At 72.4% G+C, this 16,908-nt stretch carries 18 protein-coding genes; 7 read left to right on the top strand and 11 right to left on the bottom strand.

Going from position 1 to position 16,908, the window contains the following annotated elements:
- The first annotated feature begins 14 nt into the window (after positions 1–14).
- Positions 15–1,451, top strand: a complete 1,437-nt coding sequence (gene rox / locus ACR3IO_RS06825) for a rifampin monooxygenase (protein WP_434070419.1) — start codon at positions 15–17, stop codon at positions 1,449–1,451.
- Here the strand turns inward: rox and ACR3IO_RS06830 are convergent.
- The 5 genes from ACR3IO_RS06830 to ACR3IO_RS06850 all read right to left on the bottom strand — a co-directional run bounded on the left by ACR3IO_RS06830 (position 1,436) and on the right by ACR3IO_RS06850 (position 6,882).
- Complete coding sequence (locus ACR3IO_RS06830) at positions 1,436–1,984, bottom strand: DUF3237 domain-containing protein (RefSeq protein ID WP_434070420.1); 549 nt, start codon at positions 1,982–1,984, stop codon at positions 1,436–1,438. The two genes, rox and ACR3IO_RS06830, sit on opposite strands and share 16 nt — an antisense overlap.
- Positions 1,981–3,675: a CocE/NonD family hydrolase gene (locus ACR3IO_RS06835; RefSeq protein ID WP_434070421.1), complete on the bottom strand. Its 1,695-nt coding sequence runs from the start codon at positions 3,673–3,675 to the stop codon at positions 1,981–1,983. Before ACR3IO_RS06835 ends, ACR3IO_RS06830 begins: the two co-directional genes overlap by 4 nt.
- The gene (locus ACR3IO_RS06840; RefSeq protein WP_434070422.1) at positions 3,672–4,271 is read right to left on the bottom strand and encodes a MarR family winged helix-turn-helix transcriptional regulator; all 600 of its coding nucleotides are present in this window, start codon (positions 4,269–4,271) and stop codon (positions 3,672–3,674) included. The genes ACR3IO_RS06835 and ACR3IO_RS06840 overlap by 4 nt, the downstream gene beginning before the upstream one ends.
- Positions 4,268–5,545: a flavin-dependent oxidoreductase gene (locus ACR3IO_RS06845; RefSeq protein ID WP_434070423.1), complete on the bottom strand. Its 1,278-nt coding sequence runs from the start codon at positions 5,543–5,545 to the stop codon at positions 4,268–4,270. Before ACR3IO_RS06845 ends, ACR3IO_RS06840 begins: the two co-directional genes overlap by 4 nt.
- 110 nt (positions 5,546–5,655) lie before the next feature.
- On the bottom strand, positions 5,656–6,882 hold the full coding sequence (locus ACR3IO_RS06850) for a glycosyltransferase (RefSeq protein WP_434070424.1): 1,227 nt from the start codon (positions 6,880–6,882) through the stop codon (positions 5,656–5,658).
- A gap of 94 nt (positions 6,883–6,976) precedes the next feature.
- On the opposite strand from ACR3IO_RS06850, the gene ACR3IO_RS06855 reads away from it, so the two are divergent.
- Positions 6,977–7,438: a hypothetical protein gene (locus ACR3IO_RS06855; protein WP_434070425.1), complete on the top strand. Its 462-nt coding sequence runs from the start codon at positions 6,977–6,979 to the stop codon at positions 7,436–7,438.
- A gap of 45 nt (positions 7,439–7,483) precedes the next feature.
- Here ACR3IO_RS06855 and ACR3IO_RS06860 read toward each other — a convergent pair whose 3' ends face one another.
- Positions 7,484–8,005: a MarR family winged helix-turn-helix transcriptional regulator gene (locus ACR3IO_RS06860; RefSeq protein WP_434070426.1), complete on the bottom strand. Its 522-nt coding sequence runs from the start codon at positions 8,003–8,005 to the stop codon at positions 7,484–7,486.
- Positions 8,006–8,119: 114 nt separating this feature from the next.
- On the opposite strand from ACR3IO_RS06860, the gene ACR3IO_RS06865 reads away from it, so the two are divergent.
- From ACR3IO_RS06865 to ACR3IO_RS06875, 3 genes are all read left to right on the top strand, one after another.
- Positions 8,120–8,689: an NADPH-dependent F420 reductase gene (locus ACR3IO_RS06865; RefSeq protein ID WP_434070427.1), complete on the top strand. Its 570-nt coding sequence runs from the start codon at positions 8,120–8,122 to the stop codon at positions 8,687–8,689.
- Between the two features lie 108 nt (positions 8,690–8,797).
- On the top strand, positions 8,798–10,042 hold the full coding sequence (locus ACR3IO_RS06870; protein ID WP_434070428.1) for an AI-2E family transporter: 1,245 nt from the start codon (positions 8,798–8,800) through the stop codon (positions 10,040–10,042).
- Between the two features lie 18 nt (positions 10,043–10,060).
- On the top strand, positions 10,061–10,729 hold the full coding sequence (locus ACR3IO_RS06875) for a GAP family protein (RefSeq protein ID WP_434070429.1): 669 nt from the start codon (positions 10,061–10,063) through the stop codon (positions 10,727–10,729).
- A gap of 54 nt (positions 10,730–10,783) precedes the next feature.
- On the opposite strand, the gene ACR3IO_RS06880 is transcribed toward ACR3IO_RS06875, so the two are convergent.
- The gene (locus ACR3IO_RS06880) at positions 10,784–10,993 is read right to left on the bottom strand and encodes a three-helix bundle dimerization domain-containing protein (protein WP_434070430.1); all 210 of its coding nucleotides are present in this window, start codon (positions 10,991–10,993) and stop codon (positions 10,784–10,786) included.
- 135 nt (positions 10,994–11,128) lie between these two features.
- Here ACR3IO_RS06880 and ACR3IO_RS06885 point away from each other — a divergent pair, with 135 nt between their 5' ends.
- A complete protein-coding gene (locus tag ACR3IO_RS06885; protein ID WP_434070431.1) occupies positions 11,129–11,527 on the top strand; it encodes a hypothetical protein in 399 nt (132 codons plus the stop codon).
- 10 nt (positions 11,528–11,537) lie between these two features.
- Here ACR3IO_RS06885 and prpB read toward each other — a convergent pair whose 3' ends face one another.
- A complete protein-coding gene (prpB, locus tag ACR3IO_RS06890; RefSeq protein WP_434070432.1) occupies positions 11,538–12,437 on the bottom strand; it encodes a methylisocitrate lyase in 900 nt (299 codons plus the stop codon).
- A gap of 118 nt (positions 12,438–12,555) precedes the next feature.
- Entirely contained in the window at positions 12,556–13,215 is a 660-nt protein-coding gene (locus ACR3IO_RS06895; protein ID WP_434070433.1) for a pentapeptide repeat-containing protein, read from the bottom strand.
- A gap of 109 nt (positions 13,216–13,324) precedes the next feature.
- Here ACR3IO_RS06895 and ACR3IO_RS06900 point away from each other — a divergent pair, with 109 nt between their 5' ends.
- Positions 13,325–14,317, top strand: a complete 993-nt coding sequence (locus tag ACR3IO_RS06900) for an LLM class flavin-dependent oxidoreductase (RefSeq protein ID WP_434070434.1) — start codon at positions 13,325–13,327, stop codon at positions 14,315–14,317.
- A gap of 84 nt (positions 14,318–14,401) precedes the next feature.
- On the opposite strand, the gene ACR3IO_RS06905 is transcribed toward ACR3IO_RS06900, so the two are convergent.
- Together ACR3IO_RS06905 and araA are read right to left on the bottom strand one after the other, a co-directional pair.
- Positions 14,402–15,316, bottom strand: a complete 915-nt coding sequence (locus tag ACR3IO_RS06905) for an aldose 1-epimerase family protein (RefSeq protein WP_434070435.1) — start codon at positions 15,314–15,316, stop codon at positions 14,402–14,404.
- Positions 15,317–16,840, bottom strand: a complete 1,524-nt coding sequence (gene araA, locus ACR3IO_RS06910) for an L-arabinose isomerase (RefSeq protein ID WP_434070436.1) — start codon at positions 16,838–16,840, stop codon at positions 15,317–15,319. It lies immediately after the preceding gene.
- Positions 16,841–16,908 lie beyond the last annotated feature (68 nt).

The following is a 16,908-nucleotide window of genomic DNA, read 5'->3' on the forward strand; positions in this document are numbered from 1 at the left end:
GCAGGGAGGTTCGCATGTACGACGTGATCATCAGCGGCGGCGGGCCGACCGGCATGATGCTGGCCGCCGAACTGCGGCTCCACGACGTCGACGTGCTCGTGCTCGAGCGGGACGCCCAGCCGAACCCGGCCGTCCGCTCCCTCGGCCTGCATCCGCGCAGCATCGAGATCCTCGACCAGCGCGGCCTCCTCGACCGATTCCTCGCGCACGGGACGCGGTACCCCGGCGGCGTCGGGCGCTTCGCCGGTATCGAGGCGCCGGCGCCCACTGACCTGGACACCGCGCACGGCTACATCCTCGGCATCCCCCAACCGGTGACCGATCGCCTGCTGGCCGAACGCGCCGCCGAACTCGGCGCCGAGATCCGCCGGGGCGTCGAGGTGACGGGGTTCGCGCAGGACGACGACGGGGTCGACGTCGAGATCGCGGACGGCGGCCGCCTGCGCTCCCTTTGGCTCGTCGGCTGCGACGGCGGTCGCAGCCTGGTGCGCCGGCGCCTCGGCATCGGCTTCCCGGGCGAACCCGCCACGACCGAGTGGCTCCTCGGCGAGGTCGCGGTGACGGCATCGCCCGACGAGGTGGCCGCGATCTCGGCGGAGGTGCGCAGGACCCACCGCGGATTCGGCATCGGCCCCGCGGGCGACGGCCTGCACCGGGCGGTCGTGCCCGCGGCATCCGTCGCCGAGGATCGCACGGTGCCGCCGACCCTCGAGGAGTTCCGCACGCAGCTGCGGGCCTACGCCGGCACCGACTTCGGCGTGCACTCGCCGCGCTCCCTGACCCGGTTCAGCGACGCCACCCGGCTCGCCGAACGGTACCGGGCAGGCCGGGTGCTGCTCGCCGGCGACGCGGCCCACGTGCACCCGCCGCTCGGCGGGCAGGGACTGAACCTCGGCATCCAGGACGCCTTCAACCTCGGCTGGAAGCTCGCCGCCGAGATCGATGGGTGGGCGCCGGCGGGTCTCCTCGACAGCTACTCGACCGAGCGGCATCCGGTCGCCGAGGACGTGCTGACCATCACGCGCGCCCAGAGCGAGCTGCTCCTGCCCGACCCCGGCCCGCAGGCCGTGCGGCGGCTGCTGACCGAGCTGATGGGCTTCGCGGACGTCAGCCGGTTCCTCGCCGAGAAGGTCGCGTCGATCGGCATCCGCTACGACGTCGGCGACGGGCACGACCTGCTCGGTCGCCGGCTGCGCGACCTCCCGCTCTCGCAGGGCCGCCTCTACGACCGCATGCACGACGGCCGCGGACTCCTGCTCGACCGCACGGGCGGCCTCGCGGCGACCGGATGGACCGACCGGGTCGACCTCGTGGCCGATGCCGGCGCCGAGCTGGACGCGCCCGCCGTGCTCCTGCGACCCGACGGCCACGTCGCCTGGATCGGCGACGACCAGGCCGACCTCGAGCGCCGCCTGCCGACCTGGTTCGGCGCCCCTCAGTCGACCGCGTAGGCGTCGTAGACGACCTGCCGCGGGCCGCGGGCGGCGACGCCGACGATGAGCGACCGCTGCAGGTGCGCGAGTGCGGGGGCGGATGTCTCGACCTCGACGTGCAGCCGGAACGTGTACTGGTCGGGCGGCACGACCTCGCCTCGCCCGAGCGCCGCGAGCACCTCGGGGCTGCCGGAGCGGATGCCGTGCGTGCGCAGGTGCAGCAGGTCGCCGCCCGCCGTGCGCGCCGTGTACCGGGTGTCGATCTCGATCGTCCCGTCGGGTCGCACGACCTGCCAATCGGCCCCGCCCGGCAGCACCTCGGCGTCGAGGCCGTCGCTCAGGCGACCGCCGAGGATCGGCACGACGCGGCGATGCCCCGCGCTCGTCACGCCGTGGTCCTCGATGCCGTCGACGAGCACCTCGGCGCGGAAGAGCTTCACGAGGCGGGTCGCGGGCGGCTCGACGGACCGCGACTCGACGGGCGCCGGCGCCGCGGCATCCGCCGAGCCCGCGGCATCCGCCCGACCCGCGGCATCCGCTCGCCCGGTCATGCGCGGCTCCAGACCGGGAGCGTCACCGACGAGGGCCGGGCCGGCTCGTGGAAGACGTCCTGGTTCGCGGGCAGCAACTCGGTCTCAGTCGCGGCGGGCTCCCCCGTGCCGCCGTTGCGGGCGTAGCGCGGGAACGCGCCCGAACTCACCTGCACGCGCAGGCGGTTGCCGGCAGCGAAGCGGTGCGCCGTCGGCCAGAGCGGCACCTCCACCTCCCACGCGCCGTCAGTGGTGCGCGGCGGGTCGCTGTGCAGGGTGCCGGGGGCGCCGACCCGCCGGATCGCGTCGGTCACGCTCATCGAGCGTCCGTCGGGGTGCACCTCGGTGAGGCGCACGAAGACGTCGACGCTCGAGCGATCGCTGCGCAGCCAGATCTTCGCGACGGGGGTTCCGGTGACGTCGAGGTCGGCCGTGAGCGGCGCGCTCGTGAACGTGACGACGTCGGACCGCTGCTCGTGCTCGCGGTCGTCGACCGCGCCGCCGTCGCCGCGCAGCACCGGGCCGCCGGTGGACGGCGTCGGATCGCCGCTCGGGTCGTAGCGGAACCGGGTGGGATCGCCGGGCGCCGTCGGCGCGTCGGGTCCGACGGTGCCGCCCGCGCCGAGGAACCACTCGGCCGGCCGCGTGCCGACGGGCGGCCAGGCCGCGTCGTCGTGCCATTCGCCGGCGCCCCCGAGGAAGAACCGCACGGGTGCCGGGCGGGGGTTCGGGATGCCGCGGAACTGCTCGTCCCACATCGCCATGGCCCCCTCGAGCTGGGCGACGGAGCCCTCGGCCGTGTCGTGCCCCCACGGCCCGATCGTGAGCTGCGGCTGCCGCCCCTGCGCCACGAGGTCCTCGTAGGTGCCGATCTGCCACGGCAGGAAGATGTCGTACCAGCCGGTCGTCATGCTGATCGTCGCCGTCACGTCCGCGACATCCGCCCGGTACGACTGCTGCGCCCAGTAGGGCTCGCGAAGGTCCTCGTTTCGCAGCCAGTCGTCCCACCACGGGATCGCCGCACCGGTGGCGGCGCGGTCGCTGCCACCGAGCGGCGTGTGGCCGAGAGCGGCCTTGAACCGCCGGTCGGGCCCGATCATCGTGAGGATGAACTTCGGGCTCTCGATGAGCGTCATCATGCGGCTCCACGTGAGCGAGTTCAGCAGCGCGAACGCACCGTGGTCCCACGTGATCGCGCCGAAGTCGGGCATGGTCACCGCCAGCGACATCGACTCGGCCGCGGTCTCGGGCTCGCCCGCCCGGTTCGCGGCGGCGGTCGCCGACCACTGCGTGAACCCGAGGTAGCTGCTTCCGGCGGACACCAGGTGCCCCGTGAACCACGGCTGCCGGCGAACCCAGCGCAGGGTGTCGAGGCCGTCCGACGCCTCATGCACCTGCGGCGTGAACTCGCCGCCGGATCCGAACGTGCCGCGCACGCTCTGCAGCAGCACCGGATATCCGCGACTCGCGAGGGGCAGCGGCAACCGGACACGGAACGACGCGCTTCGGCCGTACGGCGTGCGCATCACGACCGTGGGCGTGCCCGGCTCGACGCGGTCGGGCATGAGCAGGTCGCCGAGCAGTACCGTGCCGTCGGACATCGGCGTCTCGACGCGGGTGATCTCGACGTGCCGGTCGCCCGGCTCGAATCCCGTGAGGGTGCGGCGCATCATGGCGGCGCCGATGCGGTCGGAGAGCGAGCGTCGGGTCATTCGTCGTCCTTGACGTCGGGGGTCGCGCTGGGGCGGCGCGAGCCGGGTTCGGGTGATTCGGGTGATTCGGGTGTCGAGCGGATGTCGCGGGCCGCCCTCGAGCGCGCCTGCAACGCGTCGCGCAGTCGTTCGAGCGTGGGCAGGGCGGCGGCGAGCGCCCGGATGTCGGCGTCGGCGACGTCGGCGAGGGCCTCGGCGAGCAGGGCGGTGCTGGCCTCGTCGAAGCGGCCGAGCAGATGCTCGGCCTTCGCGGAGGCGCGAACGCCGACGCGTCGACGGTCGGCGGGATCCGCCTCGCGTGTGACGAGCCCGGCGCCCTCCATGGCCTTCAGCAGGTTGCTCACCGTGGTGCGGTTCAGGCTGAGGTCGTCGGCGAGCTCGACCGGACTGCGCGTGGTGCCCACGGGCAGCGCCCGGAGCACCTCGATCTGCGCGTCGGGGATGTCTGGCAGGTGCTCGGACTCGCGCGCGGCGCGCAGCAGGCTGCGGCGCAACGGCGAGATGACGCCGCTCAGCCGGGCCACGTCGACCCCGTCGGGGTCGGGCTCGGCGCCGGGATCGACGACAGCGCCGGTGCCGGGGTCGGCGTCGCTCACGCCCGCACCGGCGGGGTCAGCGACGAGCGCTCGTTGAGCAGGTCGGGGTGGAACCCCGCGGCCACCTTGTACGCGTCGGCGATCTCCCGCAGCTCGGTCTCCGGGATGACGTCGTGGACGTCAGCGAACCCCTGCGGTGCGCGCTCGTAGGCGAGCTGCATCACGCGCTCGGGGCCGAGCTGCCGCGTCATCCCGCTGAGGCGGGTCGTGACCGGGCGGCGGTCGTCCTCGTACGCGGCGAGCGCGGCATCGACGTCGGCGGCCGTCGCCAGGTGGAAGGCGAGCGAGCGAGCATCGAGGATCGCCTGCGAGGCGCCGTTCGAGCCGTTCGGATAGAGCGCGTGCGCGGCATCGCCGAGGAGCGTGGTGCGTCCGACCGTCCACCGCTCGAGCGGCTCCCGGTCGACCATCGGGTACTCGAGGATCTCGTCGGCGGCGGCGATGACGGCCGGCACGTCGAGCCAGTCGAAGGTCCAGTCGGCGAAGAGCTCGACGATCGGCGCGGGGTCGACCGCGTGGTTCCAGTCGGCCGTCTCCGCCATGCCCTCGGGCGCCCGACGCTCGGCGATGAAGTTGACCCGCGTGAGGCCGTCGTGGGCTCCCGGCGCAACCAGCGGGTAGGCGACGAACTTCTGCTCGGCGTCGCCGGCCATGATCATCGTCCGGCCGTCGAGGTACGTCGGGGCGAGGGCGGTGCCCCGCCAGAGCACCAGCCGGTTCCACGGCGGCGCGCCCTCGCCGGGGTGGGCCTGCGCCCGCAGCGCCGAGTGGATGCCGTCGGCACCCACCACGACGTCGGCGTCGAGCACGAGCTCGTCGCCCGCGGCATCCGCGAACCTGGCGCGCTCGCGGACGCCGTCGGATGTCGCGACGCCGTGCTCGACGCCGGTGGCTCGCCAGCCCAGCCGGATCGCGTCGGCGCCGAAGCGGCGGCGCACCTCGTCGGCGAGCAGCAGTTGGAACTCGCCGCGGTGCACCGAGAGCTGCGGCCAGTGGTACCCGGCCTCGAGGCCGCGGGGCTCGCTCCAGACGGGCTGCCCGAAGCGGTTGAAGTACGAGAGCCGGCCAGGGGCCGTGCCGATCGAGGAGATGGCGTCGGCGAGGCCGAGTTCGGTGAGCTCGCGCACGGCGTGCGGCAGCAGGTTGATGCCGACGCCGAGGGGGCGCAGCTGCCGGGAGCGTTCGACGACGGTCACGTCGTCGAACCCCGCCGCCCCGAGACTCAGGGCCGTGGCCAGTCCGCCGATTCCGGCTCCGACGATGACGATCTTCACGCTGCCTCCTTGCAAGTGGTGAATTGAGTTTGGAACAAACACAATTCCTTGTCAAGGGGTGATGTCGCCCATTCCGTCGCGGAGCCGGCATCCGACGCCGGATGCCGTGCTCACCCGCCGATCGTCGCCTCGATGGCACGCGCGGCCGCGATCGCGCCGTCCTCCCCCGTGAACGCTCGCTGCACCTCGGCGGCGGCCTCGCGCAGGCTCGCATCGGAGATCACGCGGCGAACGGCGTCGAGGAACTCGGGCCGCCCGACGCGCTTCGGCGGAACCCGGAGGGCGTTGCCCCGGCTCACGCAGACCTCGACGTTCCACACCTGCTCGGGCTGGAGGCCGAGGCCGACGAACGGGATGCCGGTCGCGCACGCGGTCTGCACGGTGCCCTGGCCGCCATGGAGCACCGCGGCGTCGACGAGCCCCCCGAGCAGGTGCGCGGGCAGCAGGTCGGTCACGTGCACGTTCGCCGGCACCTCGTCGCCCGGCTCGAGGTAGTGCCCGATCGGCGCCACGACGTTCACGGGCAGCGCACCGAGTTGCGCCGCCGCGGCGAGCGCGAGCCGTCGATCGGCCGAGGAGCCGAGACCCAGGTAGACGAGCGGTTCAGGCGCGGAGGCCAGCCCGTGGACGATCGCCGGCATCGGGGCGTCGAGGCGCGCGAAGATCGGCCCGACCCGCTGGTAGTCGCCCGGCAGGTCGTAGCCGTCGAGCTCCCAGGGCATCACCGTCAGCAGGTTCACGTCGGCCTCGAGCATCGACGCGACCGTTCGCAACGGCGGGACCCCGTTCTCCTTCGCAACCGTCGAGAACGCCCGCGGCGCGACCGGTGCGCTCGTGTACAGCCAGCGGAACGCTGCCGTCGCGATGCGGTCGGCGGCGCGCGCGATCGCACCGGAGCCCTGCACGAAGTGCATCCGCCGGGTCTGCTCGACCTGCGGCCCCGTGAGCGCGAACGGCACCGGGTAGAACAGCGGAACGCCCTCGGCGCGGGCGGAGATGAGCGACGTGATGTTCGACCCGATGACGACGGCCGCGGCATCCGTCTCCCGGATGAGCCGGCGCTCGACCTCGACCCGCGCGCGCACGAGATCGCGCGTGAACGGGCTCCGCAGCGCCCGACCCTGGTCGAAGTCGATGGCCTGCCGGCGTTGCGCGGCGGTCCAGCCCGGCTCGCAGGCCCGGTACTCGAATCCCGCGTCTGCGATGAGGCGCACGTAGTCGTGCTCGTACCCCATGAACACCGGCCGGTGCGCACCGTCGAGTGCCCGAGCCACCTCGATCATGCGGGTGGTCTCAGCGAGGTTGAACGTCACCGGACAGAACACGACGGTCGCCACGGCTCGATCCTCGCATGCCGGGTTCGTCGCCTAGCCTGTACGGGACGGCACGAGCATCGGCATCGGCATCGGCATCGGCATCGGGGGGCATCACATGGGCAAGGCGAACTTCAGCGCAGAGGAATGGCCCGTCGTCGCCAAGCTGCCGCTGCACGCGGCCGCGTTCGTCGTGGCATCCGCGCCCCACAGCGGCATCGGCACCGCGCGCGACATGCTGGCCGCCGCCGCGGAGCTCGTCAATCGCCACGGCGGCGAATCCGGCAACCTCCTCGTCTCCGACGCGGCATCCGACACCCCCGCGAGCGGCGACCCCGGCCCGACGAAGCACTCCGACGAGAACCTCGAGCGCCTGCGCGCCGCCATCACGTCGGCCGTCGCGCTCGTCGATGCGAAGGCGGGCGCCGACGGCCCGGGCTACAAGACCGCGGCGTACCGCGTCGCCGAGGTGGCCGCGCGGACCTCGGGCGACGGCTTCCTCAGCATCGGGGGCGAGAAGGTCAACGACGACGAGCGCGCCGCGCTGGCCTGGGTGCACGAGGCGCTCGGCCTCGCCTGACGGCACGCACCGTGCTGCGCGCACCCGGTCGGGCGCCGGGTCGCACTATGAGCGAGCGGATGCCGCCGGCTCGGTCGTGGCCGAGTCGCACTGCGTCGCCGACAGCCGCCCCTCGGGGTCGAGCCGCGCGAGGATGCTCGCGGTGATCGCGGCGAGCTGATCGAGCTCGCCGGGCTCGAGGGCGTCGAGCACGTTGGAGCGCACCGTGGCCACGTGGCCGGGCGCCGCGCGATCGAGCACGGCGAGCCCCTCGGACGTGATGCGCGCGTTCGTCGCGCGCTTGTCCTGGGGGCATGGGAACCGCTCGAGCAGGCCCTTCTCCTCGAGGCGACGCGCGACGTGCGAGAGCCGCGGGAGGGTGGCGTTCGTCTGCGACGCGACCCGGGTCATGCGGCTCGTCTGGTCGGGCGAGGCCGCCAGCACCGACAGCACGAGGTACTCGAAGTGGGTGAGCTCGACGTCGCGCAGCAGTTGCGCGTCGAGCATCGTCGGCAGGAGCTCGCTCACGGCGACGAGCCTGGCCCATGCCGTGGCCTCGGCCGGGGAGAAGGGCGGGGTCGACGTCATGTCGGCCAGTCTAGCGCATTGGTTGTCATGACAACTAAAGTCGTGCTACGGTTTAGTTGTTCCAACAAGTAATTGCCGACGGGCCTCCCGATCGGCACGAGAAGGAGTCGCACTATGACCACGGTCAGCATCATCGGCAACGGCAACATGGGCACCGCCATCGGCACCCTCGTCACCGACGGCGGCAACGCCGTCGAGTTCATCGGCCGCGAGGCCGCCCCCATCGCCGGCGAGATCGTCGTGCTCGCCGTCCCGCACCCCGCGCTGGCCGACATCGTCGCCGTGCACGGCCCGGCACTGGCCGGCAAGATCGTCGTCGACATCACGAACCCCCTCGACTTCGCCACCTTCGACTCGCTCGTGGTCGACGCCGACGGCTCCGCCGCGGCCGACCTCGCCACCGCGCTCCCCGAGTCGCGCGTGCTCAAGGGCTTCAACACCAACTTCGCCGCCACCCTCGCCGCGAAGCGCGTCGGCGACGCCCAGACCACCGTGCTCGTCTCCGGAGACGACGCCGACGCCAAGCGACTCGTCACCGACGTGTTCACGGCCGGCGGCGTGAAGGTCGTCGACGCGGGCGCCCTCAAGCGGGCCCGCGAGCTCGAGGCGCTCGGCTTCCTGCAGCTCACCCTCGCCGTGCAGGAGAAGACCTCCTGGGCCGGCGGATTCTCCCTCACGGCGTAGTCCCGCCCCGGCGCGTGAACGGGCGGAGCATCCGCGGGATTCCGCTCGTTCACGACGCATCCGCCGCAATCCCACACCTGAACCCCGTCGGGCACTAGCCTGACCTCGATGTGGTGGAATCGGAAGCACAAGACTCCCGCACCGGCGCCCGACGCCGATGCGGCGGCCGCCGCGACCGCCGCGACCGAAGCTGCCGCCGCCGCCACGCCGCTGAATCGCAACGCGTACCTCCTCATGGCCCTCGGGGGCGGAACCCTGGCCGTCATCGGCCTCGCGCAGATCGCCTCGATCGTCGCGCCCGTCTTCCTCGCCCTCATCCTGACGATCTGCGCGCAACCGATCCGGGTCATCCTCGAGCGACGCGGCGTGCCCCGCGGCATCGCCACGGGGGCCGTGATCGTCGCGCTCATCGCCCTCGTCGTGGTCTTCGGCTACGCCGTGCTCGTCGCGCTCAGCCAGTTCGCCGCGCTGCTCCCCCAGTTCGCCCCCGAGATCCACGCCTGGATCGCGGGCCTCGGCACCTGGCTCTCGTCGATCGGCGTCGACTCCTCCGAGATCACCGCGGCGCTCGGCAGCTTCGACGTCGGACAGGTCGCGCAGGTGGTCTGGGGGGTGGTCGGCGGAGCCGTCGGCGTGACCACGACCCTCGTCATCATCTTCACGATGCTGCTCCTCATGCCGATGGACGCCTCACTGCTGCCCGCCGTGCTGCGAAAGATCGAGCCGCACCGCCCCCTCTTCGTGCAGTCGCTCCGCGACTACGCGTCGAACGTCCGCCGCTACATGGTGGTCACGACCGCCCTCGGCGTCGCCCAGGGCGTCATCAACTGGGTGGTCCTCGAGTTCCTCGGCGTCCCCGGAGCCTTCATCTGGGGACTCCTGTCGTTCATCTGCAGCTTCATCCCCAACGTCGGCTACTTCATCGCGATCATCCCGCCGATCGTCTTCGGCGCGCTCGTCGGCGGATGGCCGACCGTGATCGCCGTCATCGTGCTCTACGGCATCGTGAACGCGGGCGTGCAGTCGGTCGTGCAGCCGCGCGTCGTCGGCAACGCCGTCGCCCTCAGCCAGTCGATCACCTTCTTCTCAGTGCTCTTCTGGGCGATCGTGCTCGGACCGACCGGTGCGATCCTCGCGATCCCGCTCACGCTCCTCGTCCGCGTCATGCTCATCGACACCAACCCGCGCATGCCCTGGGTGCGTCCCCTGCTCGGCGACTTCGTCGAGACGAGGGCCACCCTCAGCGCATCGGATGCCGCGCGCAAGGCCGCTCGCCGGGCGGAGAAGTCGACCGACGCCGCGACCGGCGATGCGGCAAGCGCCGAGCCCGGCGACGACGTGAAGCACGCCTGAGTCGGCGGGACGACGACGATGCTCGCCGCCATCGGCCACGTGCTCCCGATCGCGATCGCGATGGCGTTCAGCACCGTGCCCATCATGGCCACGATCGTGCTGCTGCTCTCGCCGAACCGCGATCGCACGGCGCTCCCGTTCCTGATCGGCTGGGTGCTCGGGCTCCTGGTCGTCGTCTCGCTCTGCGTGCTCGGCGCACAGCTGATCCCCACGCCGAAGTTCGGCCTCCGGCCCAACACGGCCATCGGCATCTGGGAGACGGTCATCGGCTCGGCGCTCATCGTGCTGGCCGTCGTGTCGTGGGTGCGTTCCCGGCGCACCACCCACACGGAGATGCCGGCCTGGCTCCGCTCGATCGACAAGTTCGGCCGGTGGCCGGCATTCGGCCTCGCCCTGCTGCTCAACGTGCGCCCCAAGGCGATCCTGCTCGCGATCGCGGCGGGCCTGGCCATTCGCGGCGAGAACCTCGACCTCACCGCCTCCGCGATCTCGATCGGCGTCTACGTGGTGATCGCCGCCTCGACGGTCGCGGTGCCCATCATCGTCACGCTCGCAGACCCGGCGCGGATGGAGCCGCGACTCGTCACGACGCAGGACTGGCTGATTCGCAACAGCGGCCTCGTCACGTCGCTCATCGTGCTGCTGGTCGGCGTCATCGTGCTCGGCAGCGGGCTCAGCCGGTTCTGACCCGACACCGCCGGCGACGGCGGCCACGTCGACCACGCGACATCCGGCGCCCGCTCAGGCGGGCTGGATCGCCTTGACCCGCTTCTTCGCGCTCTTCTCGACGAGCACCGGAACGAAGTCGCGCACACGACGCCCCTCGTACTCGTGGTGCTCCTCGGCGACGATCTCCGCGATCACCGCTCGGTCGACGTCGGGGTACTTCACGGCCAGTCGGTCGACGACCTCTTCGACGCTGCGCAGTTCGGCGGCTTCGCGTTCTTCCATACGGCGAGTCTCCGCCCCGCGGCCGCGCCGCGTCAACGCCGCCCGCCCCAGTCCCAGCCGGTGCACAGCCGGGGCCGCGCCGGGGTGATCGGGCGGGGCCTTTCGGAGGTCGGCGGCACCTGCGACCATCGGGGCATGACCCGCTTCGCGATCGACGCCGCCGTCGCCCTGCGACTCATCCGCGACCCGCCGCCGGCGAGCGAGCATCGACGGCTCGTGGCGCCGTCGGTACTGCGCTCGCACGTGCTCTCGCAGCTCTACGACGATGCCCGCACGGGCCGCCTCGACGGGCGGACGGCGCGCGCGGAGCTCGAGGGACTCGCCGAGCTGAAGATCCGGTTGCTGGGCGATCGGGTGTCGAGGTCGACCGCGTGGAAGCTGGCCGCGCAGCTCGACTGGGACGACGTGACGCCGGCCGAGTACCTCGCGGTCGCGGTGCTCCAGGCCGACGTGCTCGTCACCGACGACCCGCGGTTGCGCGCGGCCGCGCACGGCATCGTGCCGGTCGCCGAGGTCGCCGAGCTGTACGGCTGAGCGCGAGGCCTCAGCGCGCGATCTCGAAGTTGAAGACGTCCTGGTCGAAGTGGTTGTAGGCCTCGTAGTCGACGAGGTCGTAGAGGTCGGCGCGGTGCTGCATCTCGCCGAGCTTCGACGTGAGGTGCCCCTCGTCGATGATGGTGTCGAGCCCCCGGCCGGCGGCGCCCATCGCGATGCGCAGCAGCGAGACCGGCCAGATCACGATGTTGACGCCCGCGTCGCGCAACTGGTCGACCGAGAACAGGTCGCTCTTGCCGAACTCGGTCATGTTCGCGAGGATCGGCACGTCGAGCGCGGTGCGCATGGCCTCGAACTCGCCGAGGTCGCGCATCGCCTCGGGGAAGATCGCGTCGGCACCCGCGTCGACGAGCGCCTTGGCGCGGTCGATCGCGGCATCCAGCCCCTCGACGGCCCGGATGTCGGTGCGCGCCATGATGAGGAAGTTGTCGTCGCGGCGGGCGTCGGCCGCGGCCCGGATGCGCTTGATCGCGGTGTTCTCGTCGACGACCTGCTTGCCGTCGAGGTGCCCGCAGCGCTTCGGGTTGACCTGGTCCTCGATGTGGGCCCCGGCGATGCCGGCGTCCTCGAGCGTCTGGATGGTGCGGGCGACGTTCATCGGCTCGCCGAAGCCGGTGTCGGCGTCGATGATGGCCGGCAGCTCCGTCATGCGCGCGATCTGCTGCCCGCGCCCCGCGACCTCGGTGAGGGTGGTCAGGCCGATGTCGGGCAGGCCGAGATCGGCTGCGAGCACGGCGCCCGAGATGTAGACGCCCTCGAATCCCTTGCGCTCGATGAGTCGCGCCGAGAGCGGGTTGAACGCCCCGGGGAAACGGAGCAGCTCGCCCGAGGCGAGGCGCTCGCGGAACAGCCGGCGCTTCTCGGCCGCAGGGGTCTGGGAGTAGAGCATGTGGTGTCCTTTCGGGACCGCACCCGGCACCGTTCGTCGAGCCGGCGGGTACGCATCTCAGGCTACCCGCCCGACGGGCTCCCACCGCCGGTCCGGCTCCGCGAGGCAGGGGCGCGACTCAGCCGACGATGCGGATGCCGAGGTGCTCGGCCAGCCGGGTCGCGATGAGGGCGACCTGCAGCTCGTCCATCGTCGCGCCGCGAAGGCCCTCCACCCCCGAGACGTCCAGATCGAGCCCGCGCAGGTCGACGTCGGCGAGCCGAGCGCCGGTCACGTCGAGCGAGCGCACGTCGGATGCCGCGAACGCCATCCGCTCGACGCGCGCGCCGCCGAGGTCGAGCTCCTCGATCGTGCAGTCGGTGAACTGCACGTCGCGCAGGCTCGAGCCGCGGAGGTTCACGAACCCGAGCTTGCACCCGACGAGGTGCACCGACTGCCAGGTGTTCTCGGAGAACTCGACCGAGCCGATGCGCGAGTTCGACACGACCACGTCGCGCAGGCTCGCCCTGGGCGAACGCAGGACCGGGGCATCCCACCGGTCGAACACCGACTCCGCGATGTCGGCGCCCCGCAGGTGCAGGTCGTGCGCGGAGACGCCGGCGATCTCGGTCTCCCGCAAGCGGATGCCGGTCAGGTCGAGCCCCGAGAGGTCGCCTCCGGCGACGCGCACGCCCTCGTGGTCGGAGCCGGCGACCAGCGACGCGGCATCGGCGTCATCGAGGTCGGAGAGGCGGATCACGTCGATCCGCGGTGCGCTGGTGCGGGTCGGCTTCGCCATGGTTCCTCCGTGGATTCGACGCGTCGCGCACCGGGCCGGCCGAGGGCCGATGGGCGACACCGGTCGATCCTAGGCCCGCATCGGGCCGCGGTTCTGGGAGGATGCCTGCGTGCCAACCTCGACTCGCGCGCGCATCGGCGTGCTCCTCCCCCGCGACCTGCCCATCGACCAGGTGCTGCCGTACGCCCGCCGCGCCGACGCGCTCGGCTTCGACGAGATCTGGCTCGTCGAGGACCTCGGCTTCCGCGGCGGCATCGCGCAGACGGGCGCCGTGCTCGCGGCGACCGAGCGCATCGCGGTGGGCGTCGGCATCCTCCCCGCCGGCGCACGCAACGCGGCGTTCTCGGCGATGGAGCTCGCCACCCTCGCCCAGCTCTTCCCCGGCCGCTTCATCGCCGGCATCGGACACGGCATGCCCGTGTGGATGCGCCAGGTCGGCGCCTGGCCCGCGAGCCCGCTCACGCTGCTCGGCGAGTACGCGACCGCGGTGCGCACGCTGATGCGCGGCGAGCCCGGCCCCGCCGCGGGTCGGTACGTGAACGTCGAGGGCGTCGAGCTCGTCGAGCTCCCCGAGACCGCACCTCCCGTGCTGCTCGGCGTGCGCGGACCCAAGTCGCTCGCGGTCGCGGGGGCGGTCGCCGACGGCGTCGTGCTCGCCGAGCCCGCGACACCGGCGTACATCGCGGCATCCCTCGCCCAGGTGCGATCCGGCGCGGCCGCCGCGGGCCTCCCCGCGGACACCCGGTTCGAGATCACGAGCTACGACGTCGCCGCGGTCGACGACGATGCGCAGGCCGCCATCGCCCGGGTGCGACCCGGTCTCGCCTGGTACGGCGAACCCGACTGGGCGCCGCACCTGATCGGACTGCCGTTCGCCGAAGACCTTGCAGGGCTGCGGCGGGAGTGCGCCGGACCTGACGAGTTCGCCCGCCGCCTGCCCGACGAGTGGATCGCCGAGCTCTCGCTCGCCGGCACCGCCTCACAGGTGCGCGAGGGCATCGCGCGCCGACACGAGGCGGGCTCGACCTCCGTGGTGCTCACGCCCGTGGGCGAGGATCGCCTCGGCGAGCTCGACCGGCTCGCCGAGGTGCTGCCCCGCTGAGACCCGGTCGACCACCGCTCTCGTCGAAGAGCGGTGACCGGCCGGACCCCAGCGGAGCCGGGCCGTGATCCGTGCGGATCGGCGTCAGATCGCGAAGATGGTCCACCCCGCGGATGCCGCGGCGCCGGGCTCCAGCACGACGAGGTCCGTACCCGAGTTGAACGCATCGGGTGGGCAGGTCATCGGCTCGACCGCGAGGCCGGTGCGCCCGCTGCCGTCGGCGGTGTGGATCTGCACCCACGGGCAGTCGGCACCCCACGCCATGCCCACGCCTCGGCCGTCGGCGTCCGTCAGCCGTGCATGGACGAGGCCCTCGGCGTCGAACGCGAGCCCGGTGAAGGCGTGGTCGATCTCGGTCGAGGCGATGCGACGCGGCATCCGGTAGTCGAAGGAGTCGCCGTCGCGTGCATCGGCGACCGACGCCTCGACGGTCGGGATGAGCCGGTCGGGCGTCACCTCGAGCACGACCTCGGCGGGCAGCTCGAGCGTCCAGTCGTCGACCGAGCCCTCGCCCGCCACGAGGTACGGGTGGGGGCCGGTGCCGAAGGGCGCGGCGTCCGGTCCGGTGTTCGTGGCCGTGACGAGGGTGTGCAGGCCGGCCTCGTCGATGCGGAACTCGACCTCGATCGCGAGCCGGTGGGGGTAGCCCGCCTGCGCCTCGATCGTGGCGGCGAGCACGACCCGCGCGCTTTCGCGGTGCACGGGCTCGAAGTCCAGCCAGGCCGCGAGGCCGTGCAGGGCGTGGCCGCGGTCGGGCTCGGTGAGCGGGAGCTGCTGGTCGATCCCGCTGAAGCGGTAGCGGCCGTCGACGACCCGGTTCGGCCACGGAACGAGCGTCACCCCGCGGTAGGCGGGGCGCACCTCGTCGGCCTCGAAGGGCACGACGAGGTCGCGGCCCTCGTACGTCAGCGACCGCAGGGACGCCCCGACGCTCGCGATGACGGCGACGTAGCCGTGCGCGCCGATCTCGTGCTGGTACCCCGAGAGCGCGTTGCCCACTTAGAGGCCCTGCGCGAGGCGGTAGTACGCCTGGTTCCAGCGCACCTCGTGCTTGAAGCCCGGCAGCGTGGTCTCCTCGTCGATGACGAGCAGCTCGACCTCGGCCATCTCGGCGAAGTCGCGGAACACGTCGACGCCCACCGCGGTCGACATGACCGTGTGGTGCGCGGCGCCGGCCGTGAGCCAGGCCGCGGCGCTCGTGCGGAAGTCGGGGGCCGGCTTCCAGACGGCACGGCCGACGGGCAGGTTCGGCAGCGACTCGCGCGGTGCGACGTTCTCGACGACGTTCGCCGTGAGGCGGAAGCGGTCGCGCATGTCGCTCATCGCGACGACGACGGCGGGGCCGGGGTCGGCGGTGAAGACCAGGCGCACGGGGTCGTCCTTGCCGCCGATGCCGAGCGGGTGCACCTCGAGCGTGGGCATCGCGCTCGTGAGCGACGGCGAGACCTCGAGCATGTGCGCGCCGAGGATCAGCTCGTCGCCCGGGGTCATGTCGTACGTGTAGTCCTCCATGAGGCTCGCGCCGCCGGGCAGGCCCGCGCCCATGACGTTCGCGATGCGCACGAGCACGGCCGTCTTCCAGTCGCCCTCGGCGCCGAAGCCGTAGCCCTCGGCCATGAGGCGCTGCACGGCGAGGCCCGGGAGCTGCTTCAGCTCGCCCAGATCCTCGAACGACGTGGTGAACGCGCCGAAGCCGCCCTCCTCGAGGAACGAGCGCAGGCCGATCTCGATCGCGGCGCCGTCGCGCAGCGACTGGTGGCGCTCGCCACCCTTGCGCAGCTCGGGCACGACGTCGTACTCGTTCTCGTAGACCGCGACGAGCTCGTCGATCTCGGCCTCGGATGCCGCGGCGACCGCCTCGGCGAGCTCGTTGACGCCCCACGTGTTGACCTGCACGCCGAGTCGCAGCTCGGCCTCGGTCTTGTCGCCCTCGGTGACGGCGACGTAGCGCATGTTGTCGCCGAAGCGGGCGAGCTTGAGGTCGCGGGATGCCGCGAGGCCGGCCGCGGCGCGCTGCCAGGTGCCGAGCTGCTGCTGCACGACGGGGTCGGACGCGTGGCCGACGATCGTCTTGCGCGGCACGCCGAGGCGGGTCTGGATGTAGCCGAACTCGCGGTCGCCGTGCGCGGCCTGGTTCAGGTTCATGAAGTCGAAGTCGATGTCGGCCCAGGGCAGCTCGACGTTGGCCTGCGTGTGCAGGTGCGCGAGCGGCTTGCGCAGGGCGTCGAGGCCCGCGATCCACATCTTCGCGGGGCTGAACGTGTGCATCCACGCGACGACGCCGATGACGTTCGGGGCGGCGTTGGCCTCGAGCACGACCTTCTTGATGGCGGCCGAGTCGGTGAGCACGGGCAGCCAGACGATCTTCACGGGCACGTCGGATGCCGCGTCGAGGGTGGCCGCGATCTGCTCGGACTGCTGCGCGACCTGCGCGAGCGTCTCGGGGCCGTAGAGGTGCTGGCTTCCGGTGAGGAACCAGACCTCGTAGTGGTCGAGCGAGGTCGTGAGCGGCGTGCGGGTCATGCGGGTCTCCTTCGGTGCGGGTCGTGCTGAGTTCGTGGGATTCGGTGTGCGCCGGAGCGCGTGGTGCA

Source organism: Agromyces sp. Marseille-Q5079 (assembly GCF_051016555.1).
In the GTDB taxonomy this organism is placed as follows: Bacteria; Actinomycetota; Actinomycetes; order Actinomycetales; family Microbacteriaceae; genus Agromyces.